General features: G+C 67.8%; 20 protein-coding genes and 2 tRNA genes. 5 read left to right on the top strand and 17 right to left on the bottom strand.

From position 1 onward, the window contains the following. Positions 1-11 precede the first annotated feature (11 nt). Positions 12-410 carry a hypothetical protein gene (locus V6K52_RS00160; RefSeq protein ID WP_353951887.1) on the bottom strand — a complete coding sequence of 133 codons (399 nt, stop codon included), beginning with the start codon at positions 408-410 and terminating at the stop codon, positions 12-14. A 218-nt stretch (positions 411-628) separates the two neighbouring features. On the opposite strand from V6K52_RS00160, the gene V6K52_RS00155 reads away from it, so the two are divergent. Next, on the top strand, positions 629-3,655 hold the full coding sequence (locus tag V6K52_RS00155; protein ID WP_353951886.1) for a carboxypeptidase regulatory-like domain-containing protein: 3,027 nt from the start codon (positions 629-631) through the stop codon (positions 3,653-3,655). A gap of 69 nt (positions 3,656-3,724) precedes the next feature. Here V6K52_RS00155 and V6K52_RS00150 read toward each other — a convergent pair whose 3' ends face one another. After that, complete coding sequence (locus V6K52_RS00150; RefSeq protein ID WP_353951885.1) at positions 3,725-4,585, bottom strand: LysR family transcriptional regulator ArgP; 861 nt, start codon at positions 4,583-4,585, stop codon at positions 3,725-3,727. A gap of 88 nt (positions 4,586-4,673) precedes the next feature. Between V6K52_RS00150 and V6K52_RS00145 the strand changes: the two genes are divergently transcribed. From V6K52_RS00145 to V6K52_RS00135, 3 genes are all read left to right on the top strand, one after another. Beyond that, positions 4,674-5,288, top strand: coding sequence for a LysE/ArgO family amino acid transporter (locus V6K52_RS00145; RefSeq protein ID WP_353951884.1), 615 nt, complete (start codon positions 4,674-4,676; stop codon positions 5,286-5,288). 22 nt (positions 5,289-5,310) lie between these two features. Further along, entirely contained in the window at positions 5,311-5,700 is a 390-nt protein-coding gene (locus V6K52_RS00140) for a PPOX class F420-dependent oxidoreductase (protein ID WP_353951883.1), read from the top strand. Between the two features lie 108 nt (positions 5,701-5,808). Next, entirely contained in the window at positions 5,809-7,131 is a 1,323-nt protein-coding gene (locus V6K52_RS00135) for a glycoside hydrolase domain-containing protein (protein WP_353951882.1), read from the top strand. 64 nt (positions 7,132-7,195) lie between these two features. Here V6K52_RS00135 and V6K52_RS00130 read toward each other — a convergent pair. The 9 genes from V6K52_RS00130 to V6K52_RS00090 form a co-directional block, all read right to left on the bottom strand. Continuing rightward, a tRNA-Ala gene (locus tag V6K52_RS00130) sits at positions 7,196-7,271 on the bottom strand. A gap of 75 nt (positions 7,272-7,346) precedes the next feature. Further along, positions 7,347-7,490, bottom strand: a complete 144-nt coding sequence (locus tag V6K52_RS00125; RefSeq protein ID WP_353951881.1) for a DLW-39 family protein — start codon at positions 7,488-7,490, stop codon at positions 7,347-7,349. Positions 7,491-7,523: 33 nt separating this feature from the next. Continuing rightward, positions 7,524-7,600, bottom strand: a tRNA-Ile gene (locus tag V6K52_RS00120). 186 nt (positions 7,601-7,786) lie between these two features. Then, entirely contained in the window at positions 7,787-8,299 is a 513-nt protein-coding gene (locus V6K52_RS00115) for a DUF3566 domain-containing protein (RefSeq protein WP_353951880.1), read from the bottom strand. Continuing rightward, a complete protein-coding gene (gene gyrA, locus V6K52_RS00110; RefSeq protein ID WP_353951879.1) occupies positions 8,296-11,052 on the bottom strand; it encodes a DNA gyrase subunit A in 2,757 nt (918 codons plus the stop codon). The genes V6K52_RS00115 and gyrA overlap by 4 nt, the downstream gene beginning before the upstream one ends. 263 nt (positions 11,053-11,315) lie before the next feature. Next, positions 11,316-13,334, bottom strand: coding sequence for a DNA topoisomerase (ATP-hydrolyzing) subunit B (gyrB, locus tag V6K52_RS00105; protein WP_353953827.1), 2,019 nt, complete (start codon positions 13,332-13,334; stop codon positions 11,316-11,318). A gap of 474 nt (positions 13,335-13,808) precedes the next feature. Beyond that, positions 13,809-14,552: a hypothetical protein gene (locus V6K52_RS00100; RefSeq protein WP_353951878.1), complete on the bottom strand. Its 744-nt coding sequence runs from the start codon at positions 14,550-14,552 to the stop codon at positions 13,809-13,811. Positions 14,553-14,741: 189 nt separating this feature from the next. After that, a complete protein-coding gene (locus V6K52_RS00095; protein ID WP_353951877.1) occupies positions 14,742-14,915 on the bottom strand; it encodes a hypothetical protein in 174 nt (57 codons plus the stop codon). After that, on the bottom strand, positions 14,912-15,382 hold the full coding sequence (locus tag V6K52_RS00090) for a thioesterase family protein (protein ID WP_353951876.1): 471 nt from the start codon (positions 15,380-15,382) through the stop codon (positions 14,912-14,914). The genes V6K52_RS00095 and V6K52_RS00090 overlap by 4 nt, the downstream gene beginning before the upstream one ends. A gap of 42 nt (positions 15,383-15,424) precedes the next feature. Between V6K52_RS00090 and V6K52_RS00085 the strand changes: the two genes are divergently transcribed. Continuing rightward, positions 15,425-16,210: a metallophosphoesterase family protein gene (locus tag V6K52_RS00085; protein ID WP_353951875.1), complete on the top strand. Its 786-nt coding sequence runs from the start codon at positions 15,425-15,427 to the stop codon at positions 16,208-16,210. Between the two features lie 110 nt (positions 16,211-16,320). Here the strand turns inward: V6K52_RS00085 and V6K52_RS00080 are convergent, their stop codons facing one another. From V6K52_RS00080 to V6K52_RS00055, 6 genes are all read right to left on the bottom strand, one after another. After that, a complete protein-coding gene (locus tag V6K52_RS00080) occupies positions 16,321-17,172 on the bottom strand; it encodes a MetQ/NlpA family ABC transporter substrate-binding protein (RefSeq protein WP_353951874.1) in 852 nt (283 codons plus the stop codon). Between the two features lie 126 nt (positions 17,173-17,298). Continuing rightward, positions 17,299-17,982 (bottom strand): methionine ABC transporter permease, encoded by a 684-nt coding sequence (locus V6K52_RS00075; protein ID WP_353951873.1) that lies wholly within the window; start codon positions 17,980-17,982, stop codon positions 17,299-17,301. Then, the gene (locus tag V6K52_RS00070; protein ID WP_353951872.1) at positions 17,979-18,974 is read right to left on the bottom strand and encodes an ATP-binding cassette domain-containing protein; all 996 of its coding nucleotides are present in this window, start codon (positions 18,972-18,974) and stop codon (positions 17,979-17,981) included. The genes V6K52_RS00075 and V6K52_RS00070 overlap by 4 nt, the downstream gene beginning before the upstream one ends. Positions 18,975-19,144: 170 nt before the next feature. Then, complete coding sequence (locus V6K52_RS00065) at positions 19,145-20,260, bottom strand: ABC transporter ATP-binding protein (RefSeq protein ID WP_353951871.1); 1,116 nt, start codon at positions 20,258-20,260, stop codon at positions 19,145-19,147. Then, positions 20,257-21,909 carry an iron ABC transporter permease gene (locus tag V6K52_RS00060; RefSeq protein WP_353951870.1) on the bottom strand — a complete coding sequence of 551 codons (1,653 nt, stop codon included), beginning with the start codon at positions 21,907-21,909 and terminating at the stop codon, positions 20,257-20,259. Before V6K52_RS00060 ends, V6K52_RS00065 begins: the two co-directional genes overlap by 4 nt. A 67-nt stretch (positions 21,910-21,976) precedes the next feature. Continuing rightward, positions 21,977-23,017, bottom strand: coding sequence for an extracellular solute-binding protein (locus V6K52_RS00055; RefSeq protein WP_353951869.1), 1,041 nt, complete (start codon positions 23,015-23,017; stop codon positions 21,977-21,979). Between the last annotated feature and the right edge of the window lie 28 nt (positions 23,018-23,045).

Here is a 23,045-nt window from a genome sequence, read left to right as displayed (position 1 = left end):
TTGACTCGTTGCTAGGCCTTGGCGAGCACTGCAGCGACGGCCCTGTTGAGCACGACGAGGCCTTCGCGGGTCACCATCGTCGCGCCACCCTTGACCGCGGCCCGGTTGTCGCAGGCGGGGGTCCACTTCACACCGCTCTTCGATGCGATCAGTGCCGCAGTCTCGGGCGGGGTGCCGGCCTTGACGCCGCAGGCCTTGGCCGCAGCAGCGAAAACCTCGGTCGGGAGGCTGCTGTCAGCACCGACCTTGACGGTGGGGATCGCCAACTGGGAACACAGTCGATCCAACTGAGCCTGCATGCCGTTGCCGAAGACGTTGCGTCCTGCCGCCGGTGAGAGAGCGCGATCGTCGTCACCTCGACACGATGCGCACCACTCCGGGTTCAAACCGTGCCTGCAGTCTTCGCTCATCCTCGCAACCTAGCCTCTTTGAGCACCCCCTTTGACCACCGCGGCCCGTGAGACCCTCGACCGGACACCGGGCGGATCAGGGCAGAGGTGCACAGGGAGCACGGACTCTGCGGAAACGTCCGGTCCGAACCCGGCACAACGGCCCTACGATTTGCCTCGGGGGTCAGCCTTGTCACTTCGATGACTCCTCCTCGTTCGCCCATCTCCAGGAGCTGTCCGTGTCCTCGATCGTCCTCGCTGACCCACCCCCACTCGCCGACTCACCCGTCCGGCGCCTTCGGCAGCTGCTGGTCCTCGTGCTCGCCACGATCCTCGGCTTCACCCTCGCCCTGGCTGGCGCCGCGCCGGCGCAGGCGGCCTCCGGCTACACCATCACGGGGGTTGTCACCGGGCTCGACGCCACCGGGAAGGCAGTCCCCATGGGTGACGCATACCTGTACGCCCAGCCGGTCGACTGGAACGACAGCCGCGACCACTTCGGCGGGACCGATGCGACGGGTCGCTTCACCATCGACGTCACGAAGGCGGGCGAGTACACCCTCTACGCGGCCTGTCAGTCGACCTGCGCGGAGACCTACGGAATGCAGTACTACGACCAGGCCAACGGCCGCGGCGCGGCCAAGACCATCACCGTCAGCACGACGACTCCGGTCACGGCCAACATCCGGCTTCCGCGATTGGCCACGGTCAAGGGCAGGGTCACCGACACGGCCGGTGCCGCGATCCCCGGGATCACCGTCAGCAGTTCAGCGAACGGCGGCGGCGGCTCCAATTCGACCGCCACGACCGACGCCACGGGCGCCTACACCCTCACCAAGGTCATGCCGGGCAAGGTGCAGATCGAGGCTCGCGAGGAATGGGGCAAGCACAACTGGACCCAGGAGTTCTGGAACGGCACGGCCCAGAGCACCCCGACCTACCCGCAGACGCCACCGGTGCTGCCCGAAGGGCCGACGGTCACGACGGCGAACTTCCAGCTCGCCAGGACAATGGGCTTCTACGGCGAGGCCGTGGACAGTGCCGGTGCCCCGATCCAGGGAGTCGGCTGGACCGTCTACACCCACAACACGGCCACCGGTCAGTGGGACACCCCCCAGTACGGCCCCCGCGCGACGGGCGCGGACGGAAAGTTCTTCTGGGCCGCCGTGGCCGGTGGCCGCTACAAGGTCTGCTTCGAGGACGCCCACTACGGCCCGGAGGCCCCCGCCCGGGAGAACCGCTACGCCTCGCGCTGCTGGGACAACACCACCACCAGTGACACGGCCACGATCTTCACCCAGCCCACAACGCCTCTCCAGCGCACCCTGCGCGTCGTGCTTCCGGTGGCCGGCAAGTCGCTCACCGCGACCGACCCGTGGGTCAACGGAGCCGCCAAGGTCGGCTCGCCGCTGACCGTCCACCCCGGAGCGTGGGGTCCCTCGGGCGTGCAGCTCACCTACCAGTGGGGCTGGGAGGACGCCAGCGACTACGCCTGGAACTTCGTGCCGGTCGCCGGAGCCACTGGCACCACCTTCACCCCGACTGCCGACCTGCAGGGCAAAACGGTCTACGTGCGCGTGACGGGGACGCTCGCTGGCTACGCCCCGGCCACCCTCTTCGGCGGCGCGTATGCCCCCGTGGGCACCGGAGTCACCCTCACCTCACCACTGCAGATCGCGGGGACCCCGGCCGCGGGTCAGGTACTGACCGCAACGCACGGCACTCCCTCCAATGGTGAAGCCGTGGACTACGACTCCTACGAGTGGCGTGTCGGCGGAGAGACGGTGGGCTGGGACAAGACACTGACGCTGACCACCGCGATGATCGGCAAGACCGTCAACGTCCGCTACTACGTCCGCACCGCGACGAACAACAGCGACACCACCTATGTCGCGACCGCCGGCCCGGTCACGGACACGCCGGGCACTCTGACGGCACCGACGCCGACGATCACCGGCACCGCCAAGGCTGGCTCCACCCTCACCGCCGTCCCCGGCACGTGGGGACCGGCCCCCGTCACGCTGGCCTACCAGTGGAAGCGGGCTGGTGTGGCCATCACCGGCGCCACGGCCAGCACCCATGTGCTGACCGGTTCCGACACCGGCAAGGCCATCACCGTCACCGTCACGGGCACCAAGAGTGGCTACACCACCGCGGCCAAGACTTCTGCTGCCACCGCCGCGGTCGCCGCTGGGACGCTCACGGCACCGACGCCGACCATCTCGGGCTCGAGGACCGTGGGCTATACGCTCACCGCCGTCACCGGCGCGTGGGGTCCGACACCGGTGACGCTGGCCTACCAGTGGTACCGCACCGGAGTCGCCATCACCGGCGCCACGGCGAGCACCTACAAGCTCGCCGCCGCGGACCAGACCAAGACCATGACCGTCCGCGTCACCGGCACCAAGACCGGCTACACCTCGGTCGCCAAGACCTCCGCAGCCACGACTGCGGTGCTCGGCGCGCTCACGGCACCGACGCCGACGATCTCCGGGTCCAAGATCGTGGGCTCCACCCTCACGGCCGTCCCCGGCACGTGGGGTCCGGCACCGGTGACGCTGGCCTACCAGTGGTACCGCTCGGGAGTCGCCCTCACCGGCGCCACGGCGAGCACCTACAAGCTCGCCACCGCGGACCAGACCAAGACCATGACCGTCAGGGTCGTGGGCAGCAAGGCGGGCTACACCTCGGTCGCCAAGACCTCTGCGGCTACCAGTGCGGTGCTCGGTGCACTCACGGGCCCGGCGCCCACCATCAGCGGGACCGTCAAGGCCGGCTACACCCTCACGGCCAATGCGGGCACCTGGGGACCGGCACCGGTCACCGTCGCCTACCAGTGGAGGCGCGCCGGAGTCGCCATCACCGGAGCCACGGCCAGCACCTACGCGCTGACCGGCTCCGACACCGGCAAGACCATCACCGCGGTCGTGACCGGCACCAAGGCCGGCTACGCCACCACCGCCAGGGGGTCTGCGGCCACCGCCGTCATCGCCGCCGGCACCCTCACGGCACCCACGCCGACGATCTCCGGGACCAAGATCGTGGGCTCCACGCTCACGGCCGTTCCCGGCACGTGGGGTCCGGCACCGGTCACCCTGGCCTTCCAGTGGTTCCGCTCGGGAGTCGCCATCACCGGCGCGACGGCAAGCACCTACGCCCTGACCACCACCGACAAGGGCAAAACGCTCACGGTCCGTGTCACCGGGTCCAAGACCGGCTACACCTCGGTCGCCAAGACCTCGGCTGCCACCACCACCATCCCCTGACCGCGCAGGGCTGATCAGCCCGACACCCACGATGAAGGGTCCGACCACGAGTCGGGCCCTTCTTCGTTGTCACCGCGTCGGAGCGTGGTGGCGGATCGCCTCGGTGAGGCGATCCACGAGTGGTGAACGGAGTCGCCAGGCCTGCCAGTGGAGAGGGACATCGACGTGGTCCCGGGCACTGAGCCGCACGAGCGCCCTCTGCTCAAGGCCTTCGGCGCACTGCACCGTCGGCAGGGCGCCCCATCCCAGGCCCGCTCGGACTGCAGCAGCGAACGCCTCCGACGACGGGATCCGATGCGTCGGTGGGTCGACCTCGACCCCATGCTGGCGGAGGACACGCCTCTGGAGGTCGTCGTGGTCGTTGAACTCGAGCACCGGCATGCGACCCCAGTCGACCCCACGACCGGACGAGAACTGCTCGCGCAGCTCCGGTGTCGCCACCGGCACGTAGCGCATTCCACCGATCCGCTCGGCCGAACACCCCTGCACCGGAATGGGATTCGACGTGATCGCTCCGAGGACCGTGCCCGCACGGAGGAGCTCGTGACTGTGTCCCTCGTCCTCGACATGGAGCCGGAGGATGACACCGTCCCAGCCAGCGACCTCGGAAAGGATGGGTCGGAACCAGGTCGCCAGCGAGTCTGCGTTCACAGCGACGGCCAACTCCGTGGGCGCTGCGGATGCGTCGAGGGCGGCGCGCGCCTCCTGCTCGAGCAGGTGCTGTTGGCGGGCGAGTCGGACGAGCACCTCGCCCGCGGTCGTCGGCGCGCAGGGCTGCCCACGCCGCACGACGACCTGCCCCATCGAGTGCTCGAGGGCCTTGATCCGCTGACTCACCGCCGACGGCGTGACATGGAGCTCGCGGGCGGCAGCCTCGAACGTCCCCGTGTCGATGACGGCGAGGAGGGCGCGGAGTTGGTCGGTGTGCACGAGGCCGATTCTATGATGAAGCAGAACTAAGGAACCCTGAGAAACCTTCGCTGGTCTTCATGCACTGCCGGCCCTAGCGTCGACCCCAATGAACACCACAATCCTTGCCGCCCTCCTTGGTGGTCTCGTGTCCGGCTTCTCCCTGATCGTCGCGATCGGTGCGCAGAACGCGTTCGTCCTGCGTCAGGGTGTCGCCCGTCAACATGTCGGGGTCGTCGTCGCAATCTGCGCCATCAGCGACCTTCTCCTCATCGTTGCGGGTGTCGTCGGTGTCGGCGCACTCGTCCAGGGGCACCCCACTGTCCTGCGCATCGTCACACTCGGCGGTGCGGCATACCTCGTCTGGTTCGGCGTGCGCTCGTTCCTGGCAGCGCGGCACCCGAAGACGCTCGTCGCAGGCGCGCCCGCCGCGAAGGCGTCCGCGGTTGCGACGGCGTTCGCGCTGACCTGGCTCAATCCGCACGTCTACCTCGACACCGTGCTCATGCTCGGCAACCTCAGCACGTCCTACGGTTCGACCGGACGCTGGTGGTTCGGTGCGGGCGCCTGCGTCGCCAGCGTTCTGTGGTTCACCTGCCTGGGGTATGCCGCCCGCCTCGCCTCCCGCTGGTTCGCTCACCCGCGCACGTGGCAGGTTCTCGACATCGCGATCGGGCTCGTCATGTTCCTTCTCGCGGCGATGTTGCTGCGCACCAGCTTCTGAGCGCCGTGGAAGACTCCTCGATGTGGCAATCGACCCGCGCAACCTGTCCCAGGACGCCCTGGACTTCCTCACCGAGCGGCACCTCGCGACGCTGACGACGCTTCGAGCTGACGGCTCCCCGCACGTGGTGCCGGTGGGCTTCACGTGGGACAACGAGACGCTCGCCTTCCGGGTCATCACGAACGACGTGTCGCAGAAGGCGCGCAATGCGGCCAGGTCTGGAACGGCCGTGGTCTGCCAGGTCGATGGCCGACGGTGGCTCTCCCTCGAGGGCGACGCTCGAGTCCTCGCCGATCCTGAGTCCGTGCTCGACGCCGAGACCCGCTACGCCGCCCGCTACCGGCCACCCCGGGTCAACCCCACCCGAGTCGTCATCGAGGTGGCGGTCACCCGCCTCCTCGGCAACCTCTGACGCCTGCTCCTCGCCTCGACGCATGAGCGCAGGTCAACCACGTGACGCACCAGCGCGTCGAAAGGATGTGGGGCTTCGCTCCCGCCGGAGTCCACGCTGGAGGTTGTCATGAAACTCGCGCGACGAGCAGCTGCCGTCATCACGGCCGGCCTCACGACGGTGACGATCGGCCTGATGGTTCCGGTGTCTGCGCAGGCGGAACCGGCCACTCCCGGCACCTATCCCACCGCGTCTTCAGCGACGCGGGTTCAGGGGCTGTTCTTCGACACCTGCACCGCGCCCTCGCTCGCCGCACTCGCGGCCTGGCGCGGGAGGTCGCCCTACACCGGCGTCAACATCTACTTCGGTGGGCGCAACCGCGGCTGTGCCCAACCCAACCTCACCGCGTCATGGGTGAGCAGTGCCACGGCAGCGGGCTGGTCACTCGTCCCGACCTACTTCGGCGACCAGCCCTACTGTGTCTTCGGCACCAAGCCCAACCGCTACGCGGCCAGCGGTGCGGCCGCGCGAGGAACTGCGGATGGCAACGACGCCGTGGCCCGTGCCCGGAGCCTCGGACTTCTCGCCGGCAGCGCTCTGTATGCCGATGTGGAGCACTACGACCGCGCCGCCGTTGGGTGCACGGCCGCGGTCCGGACCTATGTTTCGGAGTGGACCAAGGCGCTGCACCGTGCCGGGTTCCTCGCCGGGGTCTATGTCCACCAGGACTCCGGACTGCGTGACCTCGCCGCCAGCTACAACTCCACGTCGCTGGCCCGCCCAGACGCGGTCTGGATGGCCCGCTGGGACAACGTCGCCACGGTCACCGGCTGGTCCACCGCGGGCAACACCCTGTGGTCCGAGTGGCAGCGCGCCAAGCAGTACAGGGGCGACCACGTCGAGACGTGGGGTGGAGTGTCCATGAACATCGACAGCGACACCATCAAGGGCCCGGTCGCCACCGTCGCCAAGACCTACCGCGTCACGAGCTCGGGCACCCTCAACGTCCGCAGCGGACCCTCGAGTGCGTACCCCATCGTGGGCAGCCTCGCCGCGAACGCCGCCGTCTCGGTGATCTGCCAGGCCCGCGGTCAGCTCGTCGGCACGACGTCTGTGTGGGATCGCATCAGCACGGGCGGCTTCGTCTCCGACCGCTACGTCTCGACGCCCTCGAGCACCACCTTCAGCGCGACCCTTTCGCGGTGCAGCTACCCAGGTCAGGTGACGATCCCGACTGCCGTCTACACCCGCTCCGGACCCGGAACGACGTATGCCCCGAACGGAACCGTCCACAGCGGCGCCCTCGCCTACGTCGCCTGCCAGAAGTCCGGCACGCTGGTCGGCACGACTCGCGTGTGGAACCAGCTCGTCGACGGCCGCTGGCTCAACGACTACTACGTCTCGAACCGCTCCAACACGACGTTCAGCGCACCCGTTCCACGCTGTCCCTGACCGAGTCTGACGGTGCTCATGCGAGAGGCCCTTCCTGTATGCCGGGAAGGGCCTCTCGATCCTGTGGTGGAGACTAGGGGGTTCGAACCCCTGACCCCCGCCTTGCAAAGGCGGTGCTCTACCAGCTGAGCTAAGTCCCCTTGTTCAGTTAGATGCCCCTGCGGCACAGCAGGCGCGCCACCACGCGCGCCGCAGCCCCGGTGAGGTCGCTGGTGTCAGCTTCCTGCGTTGGGGGTGACCGCGGGGCGGTCCTCGGTGGCCTCGGCCCACAGTCGCTGGTCGGCACCCTGCGCGTCGAGCTTCTTCTTGACGAGGCCGGCGGTGAGCGCGGTCAGGGCAACGAGAAGGATCTTCTTCACAGCAGTACCACCTGAGTTGAGTCGAGGATCGGATGGTGGGCCTAAGAGGACTTGAACCTCTGGCCTCTTCCTTATCAGGGAAGCGCTCTAACCGTCTGAGCTATAGGCCCGTCGCCGATCCGGCGGCGCCACCTTCACGGTGGCGCGAGAGACGAGGTTACCCCACACTCTGCCTTGCCAACAAAACGGTAACTCGGGGCCCGCAGGTCCCGTCCGGGCACGTCGTTCCCGCTGACGCATGGCCCTGGGGCGACGTGCCCCAACGAGAACGCCATGCGCCGTCGAGAACGACAGGCTCAGTCGTCGGTGAGGGTCAGCTGAAGACCGCCGACGAGGCTGCTCGACACGTTGTAGAGGAACGCCGCAAGGGTCGCGAGTGCCGTCATCAGGATGACGTCGATGACGCCGACGACGATCGCGAGTGAGACGACCCGGCCGAAGCCGAGGAAGTCCATGATGTCGAAGGTGTTCTCGCCGTCCTGGATGATCTGGCCGACGAGGGTGTTGACCTGGTCGAAGACACCCATGCCCGCGAGGATCATCCACAGCACCGAGATCATGACGACGCCGGCGATGCCGAGCGCCACGGACAACAGGAACGACATCTTCATCGCCGACCACGGGTCGACGCGAGAGACGGTGAGTCGCACCCGACGGCCGGTGCCGCGAGCAGCTGCCGGCGGCACGGGCGAGGCCGAACCGTTGGTCACCGGGGCCTCGGCCTGCGCGCGCGAGAGCGGTCGCGTGGCCTCAGCCGAGGATCCCGACGCCGATCGCATCGAGGTCCCTGTCTGGTCTGCCGTGCTCACTCTTCGCCTCCGTCGCCCTCTGCCTCACCTGCAGCGTCGTTGTTGTCGTCGCTGTCGGTGCTCTTGTCCAACGACGGTACGCCATCGTCCGTGTCGAGGTCACTCCCCGCACCCGTGTGCACGGACGTGTCGGCAGCGTCACCGTTGAGCGTGGTGTCGACCGGGGTGCCGTCCACCGGGGAGACTCCCTCGGCGTCAGCCTCGGCAACCTCTTCCTCGACAGCCTTCTCGGCGTTGCGGGCCACTCCGACGATCGCGTCGTTCTTGCCCGGCTTGGCGAACCAGACGCCACCCGTGTTGCGGCCGGTGAGGCGAACCTCGTCGACGCGGGAACGGACGATGTTGCCGCGTTCGAAGACGACCATGACCTCGTCGTCCTCGGAGACGGTGAGGGCGCCGACGAGGTCGCCGCCCTTCTCGGACTGCTTCGCGACGGTGACGCCGAGGATCGCGCGACCCTTGACGTTCCACTGCGAGGCCAGCGAGCGCTTGGCCAGACCGGACTCGAAGACCACGAACACGTCGGGGTCGGTGCCCTCGTCGATGACCGACATCGAGAGCAGCTTGTCGTCGCCGCGGAACTTCATGCCGGTGACACCGGACGTCGAGCGACCCATCGGCCGCAGCGTCGCGTCGTCGGCGTGGAAGCGGACCGACTGGCCCTTCTTGGACACGAGCAGCAGGTCGTCGGCCGACGACGTCAGCCCGGCGCCGACGAGTTCGTCACCGTCGCGCAGGTTGACGGCGATGAGGCCGCCAGTGCGCGGGGAGTCGTACTCGGACAGGCGGGTCTTCTTGACGAGGCCGTTCTGCGTGGAGAGCACGAGGTAGGGCGAGATCTCGTAGTTGCGCAGCGCCAGCACCTGGGCGATGTGCTCATCGGGCTGGAACGCCATGATGTTGGCGACGTGCTGACCCTTGGCGTCTCGGCTGGCATCGGGCAGCTCGTAGGCCTTGGCCCGGTAGACCCGGCCGAGGTTGGTGAAGAACAGCAGCCAGTGGTGCGACGTGGTCGTGAAGAAGTGCGCCACGACGTCCTCGCCACGCAGCGAGGCACCCTTGACGCCCTTGCCGCCGCGCTTCTGCGAGCGATAGGCATCGACCTTGGTGCGCTTGGCGTAGCCACCCCGGGTGATCGTCACGACGACGTCCTCCTCTGGGATGAGGTCCTCCATCGACATGTCACCGTCGAAGCCGTGGATCACGGAGCGGCGCTCATCGCCGTACTTCTCCACGATGGTCGTGAGCTCCTCGGACACGATGTTCCGCTGACGCTCGGGCTTGGCGAGGATGTCCTTGTAGTCCTCGATCTCGCGCTGGATCGCGTCGTGCTCATCGATGGTCTTCTGCCGCTCGAGGGCCGCGAGACGACGCAGCTGGAGCTCGAGGATCGCGCGGGCCTGGATCTCATCAATGTCGAGGAGCTCGATCAGCCCGTCCCGGGCCGCCTCGGTGGTCGGCGACCGACGGATCAGGGCGATGACCTCGTCGAGCATGTCGAGGGCCTTGAGCAGACCGCGCAGGATGTGGATGCGGTCCTCGGCCTCCTGGAGGAGGTAGGCCGTGCGGCGCTGGATGACGTCGATCTGGTGGTCGACCCAGTGCCGGATGAACGCGTCGATCGGCAGGGTGCGCGGCACACCGTCGACGAGCGCGAGCATGTTGGCGCCGAAGTTGGTCTGCAGCTGGGTGTGCTTGTAGAGGTTGTTGAGCACGACCTTGGCGACCGCGTCACGACGCAGCACGATGACGAGACGCTGGCCGGTGCGGCCGGAGGTCTCGTCGCGGATGTCGGCAATGCCCTGCAGGCGGCCGTCCTTGACGTGCTCGGCGATCTTCTGGGCGAGGCTGTCGGGGTTGACCTGGTAGGGCAGCTCGGAGACGACGAGGCACTGACGTCCCTGGATCTCCTCGACCTCGACGACCGCGCGCATGATGATCGAGCCACGGCCGGTCCGGTAGGCGTCATCGATGCCCTTGCGGCCCATGATGAGCGCGCCCGTGGGGAAGTCCGGGCCGTGGATGCGGCCCATGACGGCTTCGAGCATCTCGTCACGTGACGCCTCGGGGTGCTCGAGCACCCACAGCGCAGCTGCGGAGACCTCGCGCAGGTTGTGCGGCGGGATCTGCGTGGCCATGCCGACCGCGATGCCCGACGATCCGTTGACGAGCAGGTTGGGGAAGCGCGCCGGCAGAACCTTCGGCTCCAACGTCTTGCCGTCGTAGTTCGGTGCGAAGTCGACGGTCTTCTTGTCGATGTCGCGCACGAGCTCCATCGACAACGGCGCCATGCGGCACTCGGTGTATCGCGGAGCTGCAGCCGGGTCATCACCGGGGCTACCGAAGTTGCCCTGACCCTGCACCAGCGGGTAGCGCAGCGACCAGTCCTGCACGAGCCGGACGAGGGCGTCATAGATCGAGGAGTCACCGTGCGGGTGGTACTGGCCCATCACCTCACCGACGACACGGCTGCACTTGTTGAACCCGCGGTCGGGCCGGTAGCCGCCGTCGTACATGGCATAGATGACGCGTCGGTGCACCGGCTTCATGCCGTCCCGCACATCGGGCAGGGCACGCGACACGATGACCGACATCGCGTACTCGATGTAGCTGCGCTGCATCTCGGTGTTCAGGTCAATCGGCTCAACCCGGTCCGTCTCACCCGGGGACCGGTCCTGCACCACAGACCCGAGCTCGTTGGAAGCCTCAGAGTCCTCAATCTCGTTCTCGGTGCCGTCGATGTCGTCAGCCATCAGTTCCCTTGTCTCTCAGTGCAATTCAAGAAGCGGTGTATGCCGCAAAGTTCAGTTGGAGCGCGAACCCGGTGGCCCGGGAGTCGAGCGAGTCGCGTTTCAAGCCAACAGCGCTGGGAGGCGAGCTGGCTGCGAGCGTTTGGGTGTGCCGTTCGCCGCTGGATGGGCCTGGCGGGAGCGCGGAGCGCGGTCTACGCGCGCAGCGCGGATGGGACTGCGGCGAACGGCACACCCAAACGCGACGCGAGCGAACGGCATACCCATCAAATGTCCAAGAAACGCACGTCGCGAGCGTTGCGTTGGATGAACGACCGCCGCGACTCGACGTCCTCACCCATGAGGATCGAGAAGACCTCATCGGCAGCAGCAGCATCGTCGAGGGTGATCTGGAGCAGGACCCGGTGGTCGGGGTCCATCGTGGTCTCCCACAGCTCCTGGTAGTCCATCTCGCCAAGACCCTTGTAGCGCTGGATGCCGTTGTCCTTGGGCATGCGGCGACCCTTGCTCTGTCCCTCGGCGAGGAGAGCGTCGCGCTCGCGGTCGGTGAACGCGAACTCGTGGGGGGCGTTGCTCCACTTGAGGCGATAAAGCGGCGGCTGCGCGAGGTAGACGTAGCCGGCCTCGATGAGCGGCTTCATGAAGCGGAACAGCAAGGTGAGGAGCAGCGTGCGGATGTGCATGCCGTCGACGTCGGCGTCGGCCATGATCACGATCTTGTGATAGCGAGCCTTCTCGATGTTGAAGTCCTCGCCAATACCGGTGCCAAAGGCCGAGATCAGTGCCTGGACCTCCTGGTTGGCGAGGGCCTTGTCGAGACGAGCGCGTTCGACGTTGAGGATCTTGCCGCGGATCGGGAGGATCGCCTGGTTGAAGGGGTTGCGACCACGCACGGCCGAACCACCGGCGGAGTCACCCTCGACGATGTAGACCTCGGACACGGCCGGGTCCTTGGCCTGGCAGTCGCGCAGCTTGCCGGGAAGGCCGCCGGACTCGAGGACGCGCTTGCGGGTGGCCTCACGGGCCTTGCGAGCGGCGAGCCGGGCGGTCTGGGCCTGGATCGCCTTGCGGACGATGTCCTTGCCCTCGTTGGGGTGACGCTCGAGCCAGTCACCGAACGAGTCGGTCATGGCACGCTGGACGAAGCCCTTGACCTCGGAGTTGCCGAGCTTGGTCTTGGTCTGGCCCTCGAACTGGGGCTCGCCGAGCTTGACGCTGATGACGGCGGTGAGGCCCTCACGGACGTCGTCACCGGTGAGGTTCTCGTCCTTGTCCTTGAGCTGGTTCTGCTTGCGCGCGAAGTCGTTGATCATCTTGGTGAGGGCGGCGCGGAAGCCCTCTTCGTGGGTGCCACCCTCGTGGGTGTTGACCGTGTTGGCGTAGGTGTGGACCGACTCGCTGTAGGCCGTCGTCCACTGCATCGCGAGCTCGAGGTTGAGCTCACGAGCCTTGTCCTCGACCTCGATGCTGATGATGTCGGGGTGCACCGGATCGGACTTCTTGCTCGACACGAGGTGGGTGACGTAGTCGATGAGGCCGCCGGGGTAGCAGTAGCTGACGGTGCGCTTGCGGCGCTCGTTGCCCTCGACGAAGTCGGCTTCCTCGTCGTCCTCGGTCGACTCCTGGACGCGCTCGTCGGTCAGGTTGATCGTGAGGCCCTTGTTGAGGAACGCGTACTGCTGGAAGCGGGCCCGGATCGTCTCGTAGTCGTACTCGACCGTCTCGAAGATCTGGTCGTCGGCCCAGTAGGTGATGGTCGTGCCGTGGTCATCGCTCTCGCCGACCTTGTCGAGGGGGGCGAGGCGCTCACCGTGGTCGAACTCCATCCGCCACACGTGACCGAGCTGGCGGACCTCGGCGATGAGCCGGGTCGCGAGCGCGTTGACGACGGAGGAGCCGACGCCGTGCAGGCCACCGGAGACCTTGTAACCGCCGCCACCGAACTTGCCACCGGCGTGGAGTTGGGTGAGGACGAGCTCGACGGTGGAGACGCCGTAGGCCTCGTTCATGCCCGTCGGGATGCCTCGGCCGTTGTCCTTGACCTGGACGCCGCCATCGGCGAGGAGCGTGACGTCGATCGTGTCGGCGTGGCCGGCGAGCGACTCGTCGACCGCGTTGTCCACGATCTCCCACACGAGGTGGTGCAGGCCGCGCTCACCGGTGGACCCGATGTACATGCCCGGACGTTTGCGGACGGCTTCGAGGCCCTCGAGCACCTGGATGGCTGACGCGTCGTAGGTGGCGCCGTCAGCAACCGCGGAGACGCTGCCGATCGGTGCCGTCAGCGCGCCCTCCTCCCGTGGGGTGGGTGCGGCAGGGAACTGTGCCGCCGGGGCCTTCGGCGACGTGTCCGACACCGCGTCTGCGGTGCTGTCCTGCGTCTCGATGCTCTTGTCGTCGGGCGTGCTGGGCACGGTGCTCCTTCAGCTGGTCTGGCTCATGCGTCGCGCCCGGGGCGGGAAATCGCCCTGGGCGCGACGTTCACCCCAAAGTTTACCTGTCAGCACCGTCAGCGCGAGCCGGTGGAGGCCCGGGAAGCCACTTTTCTCAGGTTGCCATGGGTGCAGACGACCCGGCATACGCCCCCCACCCCTTTACGGCCCTCTGAGGCGCCTTTTCGCAGTTGGCGTTTCAGCTCGGGCGGGAACGTCTCACCTCGCCTGACCGAGGAAGTCAGGCGAGGTGAGAGATACCCACTTCGAGCGGCGGGTCCCACGCTCCGCGTGGGCAGGTTGAGGCGCCCGGGCTGGGGGTTGGGGTCAGCGACGACCGGTGGTGAAGAAGGTCCAGGTGCCGTCGCTCGCGAAGCCGACCCGGTAGCCGGTGTAGCCACCATCGTCCGTGCGCATCTTGGACGCAGCGGCCTTGGTGAGGAGCCCGGCTGCGACGACCTTGTTCCACTCGGCGTCGTCCTGGGCGAAGCGCTCCGAGAAGACCTTCGGCTGGATCGTGCCGTCGAAGGTCTCGGTCGGTTCCATGGTGAGCAGGGTCGCGAGGGCGACGTAGTTCTGCGGGGTACTCGACGTGAAGATCGCGGTCGGCGCCTTCTCACCCGCGAGCCCGGTCGCGTCCGCCTTGGCGAGCGCGATGAGCGTCTTGGCGTCGCAGGCCTTGGCCGCTGCATGGATCCTCTTGGCCTTGGCCACAGCGGCCGCCGTCATCCCCGTGGTGTTGACCGCGCCCGCCCTGGCGGCCGCACATGACGCCTGCGGCGGGGTCGATGACCTTGTCGGCGTGGGGGTCGCGGCCGGTGTGGTTCGGGTCGGCGTCGCCGTGGGGGTCGACGTCGGGGTGGCCGAGGCGGTCGCCGTGACGGTGGGTGTCGTGCTCGGTGAGGTCGTCGGGGTGGGCGACGGGGTCTGGCTCGTGCTCGTCGACGTCGACGGTGACGGCGAGGCGGTGGGCTCCTCGTCAGAGCAAGCAGTCAGCGCCAGGGCCGCGAACAGCATCGGCGCCGCAGCGCGCGTGAGGCGTGCGGACAGGATCGTTCCCCGAAGCGTCATGCGGCCCACTGTAACGGGAGTGACTGATGTGACTGTGCGCCACGCGCGGAGCCGGTCGCAGCCACGGGCTTGCGCGCTGGACCGAGCACAGAGCGCGGCAAGCACGGCCCGGGCAGCCGCAAACCGGCGGCCGTGAGCACGACTGACGCAACGGCATACGCGTTCGGCGTCGTTTGCCGCGCACCGTGCTCACGGACGATGGAGCTGGACCGAGCCCACCGGCACAAAACCAGCTCGCAATGCCGCACGCAGGCTCGCGACATTGCCCGGCGACACGACGCGCGCGATGCGCTGCCAACGACCGTCGGGGGGCCGGCGCTCACCCCGCCAGGCCGCAACGACAAGGTCGGTGGCCGAGGTCATTGCGCGGCGTGGGCGCGCTCGATGACCGCACGCACGTCCGCCGGGATCGGCACGGAATGGCGCTGCTCCCGGTCGATGTAGACCTGCGCCCACAGTCCGTGAGCCGCGATGTCATCGCTGCCCTGCGCGAAGAGTCCGAACGCGAAGGTGACACTCTTCGTGCCGATCCGCTCGACCCGCACACCGACATCGATCGGCTCCGGATAGGCGAGCTCGGCATAGAAGCGGCACGAGGACTCGGCCACGACACCGAGCGTCGGGGTGCTGACCTCGTCCGTCCCCGTCTCCCGGATGAGCCACGCGTTGAGGACCGCGTCGAAGAGCTCGTAGTAGACGGCGTTGTTGAGATGGCCATACATGTCGTTGTCGGCCCAACGTGTCGTCATGCGTTGGATCTCCGGGAAGTCCGAACGCCGCAGCTCGCGTGGATCGGCAGTGTTTCCAAGGCTGGTGGCGTCCGACGTCATGGTGCCGAGCCTAGTTCGGTGCTCGGTGCGAGGATGCTCGACATGGAACGCATGGCGCTGGTGTCGGACGTCCACGGCAACCTCACGGCATACGAGGCGGTGTTGGCCGACATCGATCGCCGCGGCATCGACCGCATCTTCAACCTCGGCGACTACGTCGGCAAGGGGCCGCGTGGACGTGAGGTGATCGAGCTCTCCCAGCAGAGGTGCGAGGTGAATCTCCTCGGCAACTGGGACGACTTCCTGCCCGACCCGAACCGGAAGTTCGACGACGAGGCGCTGCGGTTCTGGCTGTCCCAACTGCGCCCCGGACAGGGCGACTGGCTGCGATCGCTGCCCTTCAGTCACGACTTCTGGCTCAGCGGTCGGCGCGTCAGGTTGTTCCATGCGAGCGAGGAGACCGTCCACCGGCGCGTTCGCTACGTCCGCACCCAGGACGAGTTCGAGGCACTGTTCCGCCACACCGAAGCCACCGAGGACGGACCGGTCCCTGACCTGATCGGCTACGCGGACACTCACGACCCGATGTACGAGGTCCAGCTCGAGGGGCGGACCGTGTTCAACACGGGCAGCGTCGGCAACTGCATGGGCGACCCCACCCCGATGTACTGCATCCTCGAGGGCGAGGTCGGCAGCGAAGAGACGGCGCCCTGGGCCGTGTCCTACGTCCGCGTCCCCTACGACGTCGAGGCCGAGCTGGCCGTCGCGCGAGAGATGGGTATGCCGCACTACGACGGCTATGAACTCGAGCTGCGGCACGGCATCTACCGCGGCTCACTCGAGGAGTGGCGGGTCGGCGAGCCCGTCACCGGCTATCACGAGCGCTAGGCCAGCGCCCACCCCCATGAGCGGAGGGAACCTTGAGGGTCCGGAGGGAAACAAAGCCTCCGGACCCCCAAAGTTCCGTCATGGGGAGGAAAAGTTGCTGCAGGCCGCGATCAGGAGGTCGGGAGCACCGAACCGTCCGCCCACGTCTGCTCGATGTAGGCCTTGACCTCGGGGGAGTGCAGCAGCCCGTCGAGCTTCTTGAGCGCCGCGTTGTTCTCGTCCTTCTTGGCCACCGTGAGGAAGTTGGCGTAGGGGTTGCCCGTCGTCTCCTCCACCAGGATCGCGTCCTTGGACGGCGACAGGTCGGCCTCGAGCGCGTAGTTGCCGTTGATCACGGCGACGTCGAGGTCATCAAGTGAACGCACGAGCTGCGCCGGGTCGGTCTCCACGAACTTCAGCTTCTTGGCGTTCTGGTCGATGTCATAGATCGTCGCGTTCGTCGCGTCCTTGCCGGGCTTGAGCGTGATGACGCCGGCCTTGGCGAGCAGCTCGACTGCGCGCCCCTGGTTGGACGGGTCGTTGTTGACGCCGACCTGAGCACCCTCAGGGAGCTCCTTCACGTCCTTGACCTTCTTCGAATACAGCGCGAACGGCTCGATGTGCACGCCCGTGTAGTGCGCGAAGTCGTAGCCGCGGTCCTTCACCTGCGCGTCGTAGTACGGCTGGTGCTGGAAGTAGTTCGCGTCGAGCGTGCCCTCGGACAGCTGGACGTTGGGCTGCACGTAGTCGTCGAAGCTCTTGATGTCGAGGTCGAGACCGGCCTTGGCCGCGAGCTCCTTGTCGACGAACTCGAGGATCTTGGCGTGCGGTGTCGGGGACGCACCGATGACGAGCTTGGTGACGCCCTTGTCATCGGCCTCGGGACCACTGGAGTCACCGCCGCCAGCACCACACGCCGCGAGGCTCGAGACGGCGAACAGGGCAATGCCGGCGACGAGGGCTGGACGGCGGAGCGAGGACATGGGTGGTTCCTTTCGGTATGCCGGTGAGTCACCGACGTGGGTATGCCGCGGTGCGCGGCGGATCGGGGTGAGCCGACGACGTTGTCGGGAGCGGGCGGCATACGCCGCGGTGTTTCTGGGGGTGGCTCAGCGGTGGTCGACGGAGCGGGCGACGCGGTCGCCGACGACCTGCACGAGCTGCACGACGATGACCAGCAGCACGACGGCCGCGATCATCACGTCGGTCTGGAATCGGTTGTAGCCGTAGGACATCGCGGTGGCACCAAGGCCACCGCCACCGACGGCACCGGCCATGGCGCTGTAGCCGATGAGGGCAATGACCGTCGTCGTGAGGCCCGCGGCGATGCCGGGCAAAGCCTCGGGCAGGAGCACCTTGCGGGTGATGTTCCACCGGGTCGCGCCCATGATCGTGGCGGCCTCGACCTTGCCGGAGGACACCTCGCGCAGGGACGTCTCGACCAGGCGGGCGAAGAACGGCACCGCTCCCACGGTGAGCGGCACGATCATGGCGCGCCACCCGACGGTGGTCCCGGCGATGAACCGCGTGATGGGGATGATCGAGATCATCAGGATGAGGAAGGGCAGGGAGCGGCCGACGTTGACGATGGCTCCGAGGACTCGGTTCACCGCGACGTTGGGGGAGATGCCGCCCGGTGAGCTGTTGTGGAGGAAGACTCCGACCACCACTCCGAGCACCGCGGTGATCAGGGCCGAACCCACGGTCATGGCGAGGGTCTCCCACAGGGCGGTCGGCAGCCCTTCGGTGATGACCGGGTTGTCGAGCCACGTCGGATCACTGTCGAAGGTCATGCCGCCACCTCCGGGTGGAGGTGCGCGTCGTCGAGCAGGGCGCGGGCGCGGTCGGTGGTCGATGAGTCGGCGAGCTCGACCAGCAGGCGGCCGACCCGGCGACCCGCGATGGTCTCGACGGTGGCTGCCGCGACGTCGGACTCGATGCCTTCGTGCCGCAACAGCGCGATGATCCCGTCGATGGTGCCGACGGTGGCGTCGGGGTGGCCAAGCGCGACCTGGAGGCGCACGAGACCGTCCGGTGTCGGCTCGACCAGCGGGATGAGTTCACGGTGCAGACGCGTGGTCGGGTCGGCGATGACCTCGCTGAGGCGGCCCTGCTCGACCACGGCGCCATCACCCAGGAGCGTCACGGCGTCGCAGATCTCGCGCACGACTGACGGCTCGTGGGTGATGATCACGACGGTGATGCCGAGGCGATCGCGCAGCTCTCGGAGCAGGGCGAGGATCGAGCCGGTCGTGTTGGCGTCGAGGGCTGAGGTGGGCTCGTCACACAGGAGGATCTCGGGACCGGCCGCGAGCGCCCGGGCGATGCCGACTCGCTGCTGCTGCCCGCCGGAGAGTTGGCCGGGGTGGTTCTGGGCGCGGTCGGTCAGGCCCACCAGGTCGAGCAGCTCGGCGACTCGTGCCTCGCGCTTGGCCCTGTCCCAGCCGGCGATCTCGAGTGGGAGCGCGATGTTGTCGGCGGCCGTGCGCGAGTCGAGCAGGTTGGCGTGCTGGTAGACGACCCCGAACCAGCGTCGGGCGGCGCGCAGCTCCTCGCCGCGCAGCGTCGTGATGTCCTCACCGGCGACGACGACCTCGCCCGAGGTGGGGCGCTCGAGGCCGGTGAGGCAGCGGATGAGGGTCGACTTGCCGGCACCGGAGCGTCCGACGATGCCGTGGATCTCGCCGTGAGGGACGGTGAGGGAGACCCCGTCGAGGGCTTTGACCGTGGCACCTCGGGCGTCGAAGACCTTCGTCAGGTCACGGACGGCCAGAGCCGCTTGCACAGATGAATCATCAACCACGCGCTCATAATGTCAAGTTATTCAACTGATAACCAAATCGCGACTATCTCCGGGCGCTGTCGCCTGCGGAGACCGGAGGGTTTCTGGGGGGTCCGGAGGCCGAATCAGTATCCGGACCCAACAGGAAACCTCATGGGGAGCAAGAGTTGTGGTCAGGGCGAGGAGGTGCCGAGGGTGCGCTCACCGTCGAGGAGGCTGGGCACGATGCCGGGCACCAGCGAGACCTCGACCTCGGTTCCCACCGCGTGTCGCACCGAGTGCGGCTGCCACGACCGCAGCGTGCGGCCCGATGCGAGCCGAACGGTGTGGAGGACGAACGCCCCGTGGTACTCGACCCGCGTCACCACGGCCCGCGCCCCCGCACCCACACGCACCCCCGTTGCGTCTGCGGATGTGGTGGTTCTCCCCGCCGGATCCGCAGACGCAACGGGGGTGAGCGCCACCTCGTGCGGCCGAAGCACGACCTCGGCAACGCCCACATCAGTGCGAGGTGAGACCAGTCCGAGCTCGCACGCCAGTCCGTCAGCACCGAGCGATGCGGGAAGGAAGTCGGCGTCACCCATGAAGGAGGCGACGAACCGACTCACTGGCCGGTCGAAAACCTCATCGGGACAGCCAAGTTGCTCGATGACCCCCTCACGCATGACCCCGATGCGGTCACCGACGGTGAGGGCTTCGGTCTGGTCGTGCGTGACGAGGACGGCTGTGGTGCCCGTGGCGCGCAGAACGTCGACGGTGTCGGTGCGCACCCGGGCCCGCAGGGACTCGTCGAGCGAGGAGAAGGGTTCGTCCAACAGCACGACCGCTGGACGCGGAGCCAACGCTCGGGCCAGGGCAACGCGTTGCTGCTCACCACCAGAGAGCTCGTGGGGATAGCGGTCGACCACATGGGCCAGGTGGACCAACTCCAGGACCTCCCGCACCCGGGTGTCCTGCTCGGCACGGGATCGCCCGTCGAGACCGAAGCGGATGTTGTCGCTGACCCTCAGGTGGGGAAAGAGCGCGTGCTCTTGGAAGACCAGTCCCACCCGCCGACGTTCCGGCGGGACCCACGATGGCCCAGCGACGACGTCGCCACCCACCCGAACCACGCCTGCATCAGGTCGTTCCAGCCCGGCGACAAGCCGGAGCAGGGTCGACTTGCCGCACCCCGACGGGCCGATCAACGCCAGGACCTCGCCCTGTTCGACGGAGAGGTCGAGAGCTCGCACCGCCGGAGTGGCGCCATAGCTCTTCGAGACGCCGGCGACCTCAAGGGCGGCCGTCATGACGTCACCTGCTGGTGGGGTTCGGCGAGACGGACCTGCCGCACGAGGAACCAGACCGGCACGATCGCGAGGGCGACGATCAGCAGGGCCGGCAGCGCAGCCTGCTCCCAGAAGTTCTCGTTGGCCAGCTCATAGACCCACACCGAGACGGTGGTGAAGCCGAAGGGGCGAAGGAGCAGCACGAGGGGCAACTCTTTCACGGCGTCGACGGCCACGAGCACGAGTGCGACGGCGATGCCGGATCGGGACAGCGGCAGGTGGATCCGACGCAGCACCCGCATCGGCGACGCCCCCAGCGAGAACGCCGAGTTCGTCACCGACGGTGAGATCGTCGTGAAGCTTGCGTCGACTGCCTGGTATGCCGGCGCCAGGAACCTCACGACGTAGCTCGCCAAAATGCCGATGACCGAACCCGTCACGACCAGCCCGGTCCCGCCCGGCACCCCCAAAGCCTCGAGCCATCGATCGAGAGCCGCGAAGGCGACGAGGACGCCGATACCGATGACGGCGCCCGGCACGGCATACCCGAAGGTGGTGAGTTGTGCGGCACCCCGGGCGAGACGACCGCCAGTCATGCGCACGCCGTGGGTGAGGAGCAGTGCGAGCGTGACGCACGCGAGGGCAGCGAGCGCGGCCATGACGGCGCTGTTGGTGAGGTTGGTGGCGAAGCGGCCCGTGGACAGGGAGGACGAGTCGGCGAGAGTCGCGCGCACCGCCCACCACACGAGTTGAACCACGGGCAGGAGGAATCCGGTCGCGAGCACGCTGCCGGCAGCAGCGCACGCCCACCATCGAGCGGCACCAGTGAGCACGTGCGGTGCCGCCGGAGGGCGATGGCCGCTCCGGGAGTCGTAGCGCGCCCCACCACGCAGGATCCGTTCGACCGTGAGCACCATGACGGCAAAGCCGAGGACGAGGACGGAGAGCTGGGCGGCCGACGCGAAGTCGAAGCTGCCCTTCCAGGTGAGATAGACGCCGACCGAGACCGTGCGGACGCCGAAGTACTGGACGGTGGCGAAGTCGGTCAGCGTCTCCATCATCACGACGGCCAGACCACCGGCAAGGGCAGGACGGGCCAGTGGGAGCAGCACCTGACGGAAGGCCCGCCACGGCGAGGCGCCGAGCATGCGCGCGGCGTCCCAGGTCGCCTGACCCTGGCCGCGGAACGAGGCCCGCGCCAACAGATAGACGTAGGGATAGAGCGTGAGGGTCATGACGACCGGTGCACCCAGAGCCCCCGACAACAGCTCGACGACCCAAGAGTCGCCAAAGAGAGCCCGCGACAACCGTGCTGGCCCGCCGGCCGGACCGAACGTGGACAGGAAGAGGAAGCCCAGCACGTAGGCCGGCATCGCCAACGGCAAAACGAGCATCCACGAGAACAGCCGCCGCCCGGGGAAGTCATAGGCGGTGACGAGCCAGGCGAGCCCGACCCCGAGGACGGCCGACCCCAGGCCCACACCCGCGAGCAGCAGCACGGTCGTCAGAACCATCTCGCCCAGATCGCCGGGCAGGGCTGGCCGCCCGGCTCCGACGGCCGCGACGAGCACTGACACCACCGGCACCGAGACGACGAGCGCGATGACGACGACGAGCGCCGACCAGCGTCCACGACCGGTCCCGACGAGGCGGCTCGCCCGCGTGCTCACGAGCGGACGATCATGAGTGGTCGATCATGGTCGGTGATTCATGGGCGGGCGATCACCAGACTGCCGGTCACTTGTAGCCAGCCTCGGACAGGACCTTGACCGCGTCAGCGTTCTGCGAGCCGTAGGCCTCCGCCGACAGCGGCATGCGCGTGAACTCACCGAACATCGCGATGACCGGCTCGGGCTCCACGGATTCGTTGACGGGGTACTCGTGGTTGCCGTCGACGAACGCGCTCTGCCCCTTGGTCGCGAGCCACTCGATGAGCTGCTGCGCCTGGGCGGCGTTGTCGGAGGTCTTGACGACGCCGGCACCGGAGATGTTGACGTGCGTGCCGCCGCCGGACTGCGAGGCCCAGAACGGCGTCACCTTGAAGTTCGCGTTCTTCTTGAGTTCGCGCGCGAGGTAGTAGTGGTTCGTGATGCCGACGTCGCACGTGCCGGCGTCGATCGCCTTGAGCAGCTCGACGTCGTTGGACTTGATGTCCACGCCGTTGGCCACCCAGCCCTTCACCGTGGCGAGCGCCTTGTCGCGGCCGTCGAGGTCGATGAGGCTGGCGACGAGGCTCTGCGTGTAGGCCGAGGTGGAGTCGCGCATGCAGAGTCGGCCCTTCCACTTGCTGTCGGTCAGACCGGCATACGTGTTGGTCGCGTCGAAGTCGGTGGGCTTGACCTTGTCGGGGTTGAACATCGTCGTGCGGGCGCGCATCGCGAGGCCGAACCACTGGTTGCCGCCGTCGCGCAGGTCGGACGGGACCCCCTCGGTGAGAGCCGGCGACGTGATCGGCTTGAGGACGCCCTGCTCACCGGCGTTCCAGAGGTTGCCGGCGTCGACCGTCATGTAGACGTCGGCCTCGCCATCGGCTCCCTCGGCCTTGATCCGCTGGAGCAGCTCGGCGTCGTTGCCCGAGATGAACTCGACGCTGACACCGGTCTCGTCCTGGAAGTCCTTGAACGCGCCCTCGAGGTCATAGTGCCGTGCCGAGTAGATCTGGAGGTCGGCATTGCTGCCCCCGATGCCCAGCACACCGCACCCGGCGAGCGGCAGGACCGTGGCGGTGACGACGAGACCGGCGAGGGCGGAGCGGTGCGAGCGGCGGATTCGGGACACGGAAGACTCCTGGGGGCGGTGACGCTGA

This window comes from Knoellia sp. S7-12 (genome assembly GCF_040518285.1).
In the GTDB taxonomy this organism is placed as follows: domain Bacteria; phylum Actinomycetota; class Actinomycetes; order Actinomycetales; family Dermatophilaceae; genus Knoellia.
The sequence above is the reverse complement of the archived record's forward strand: the minus strand, read 5'-3'. Positions and strand labels throughout refer to the sequence as shown.

What these genes read in the sequence shown, in the direction of transcription:
- V6K52_RS00160 (WP_353951887.1), bottom strand. Translation starts at nt 410, where the DNA reads ATGAGCGAAGACTGCAGGCACGGTTTGAACCCGGAGTGGTGCGCATCG.
- V6K52_RS00145 (WP_353951884.1), top strand. Translation starts at nt 4,674, where the DNA reads ATGAACACCACAATCCTTGCCGCCCTCCTTGGTGGTCTCGTGTCCGGC.
- V6K52_RS00135 (WP_353951882.1), top strand. Translation starts at nt 5,809, where the DNA reads ATGAAACTCGCGCGACGAGCAGCTGCCGTCATCACGGCCGGCCTCACG.
- gyrA (WP_353951879.1), bottom strand. Translation starts at nt 11,052, where the DNA reads ATGGCTGACGACATCGACGGCACCGAGAACGAGATTGAGGACTCTGAG.
- V6K52_RS00100 (WP_353951878.1), bottom strand. Translation starts at nt 14,552, where the DNA reads ATGACGCTTCGGGGAACGATCCTGTCCGCACGCCTCACGCGCGCTGCG.
- V6K52_RS00095 (WP_353951877.1), bottom strand. Translation starts at nt 14,915, where the DNA reads ATGACCTCGGCCACCGACCTTGTCGTTGCGGCCTGGCGGGGTGAGCGC.
- V6K52_RS00090 (WP_353951876.1), bottom strand. Translation starts at nt 15,382, where the DNA reads ATGACGTCGGACGCCACCAGCCTTGGAAACACTGCCGATCCACGCGAG.
- V6K52_RS00085 (WP_353951875.1), top strand. Translation starts at nt 15,425, where the DNA reads ATGGAACGCATGGCGCTGGTGTCGGACGTCCACGGCAACCTCACGGCA.
- V6K52_RS00080 (WP_353951874.1), bottom strand. Translation starts at nt 17,172, where the DNA reads ATGTCCTCGCTCCGCCGTCCAGCCCTCGTCGCCGGCATTGCCCTGTTC.
- V6K52_RS00075 (WP_353951873.1), bottom strand. Translation starts at nt 17,982, where the DNA reads ATGACCTTCGACAGTGATCCGACGTGGCTCGACAACCCGGTCATCACC.
- V6K52_RS00065 (WP_353951871.1), bottom strand. Translation starts at nt 20,260, where the DNA reads ATGACGGCCGCCCTTGAGGTCGCCGGCGTCTCGAAGAGCTATGGCGCC.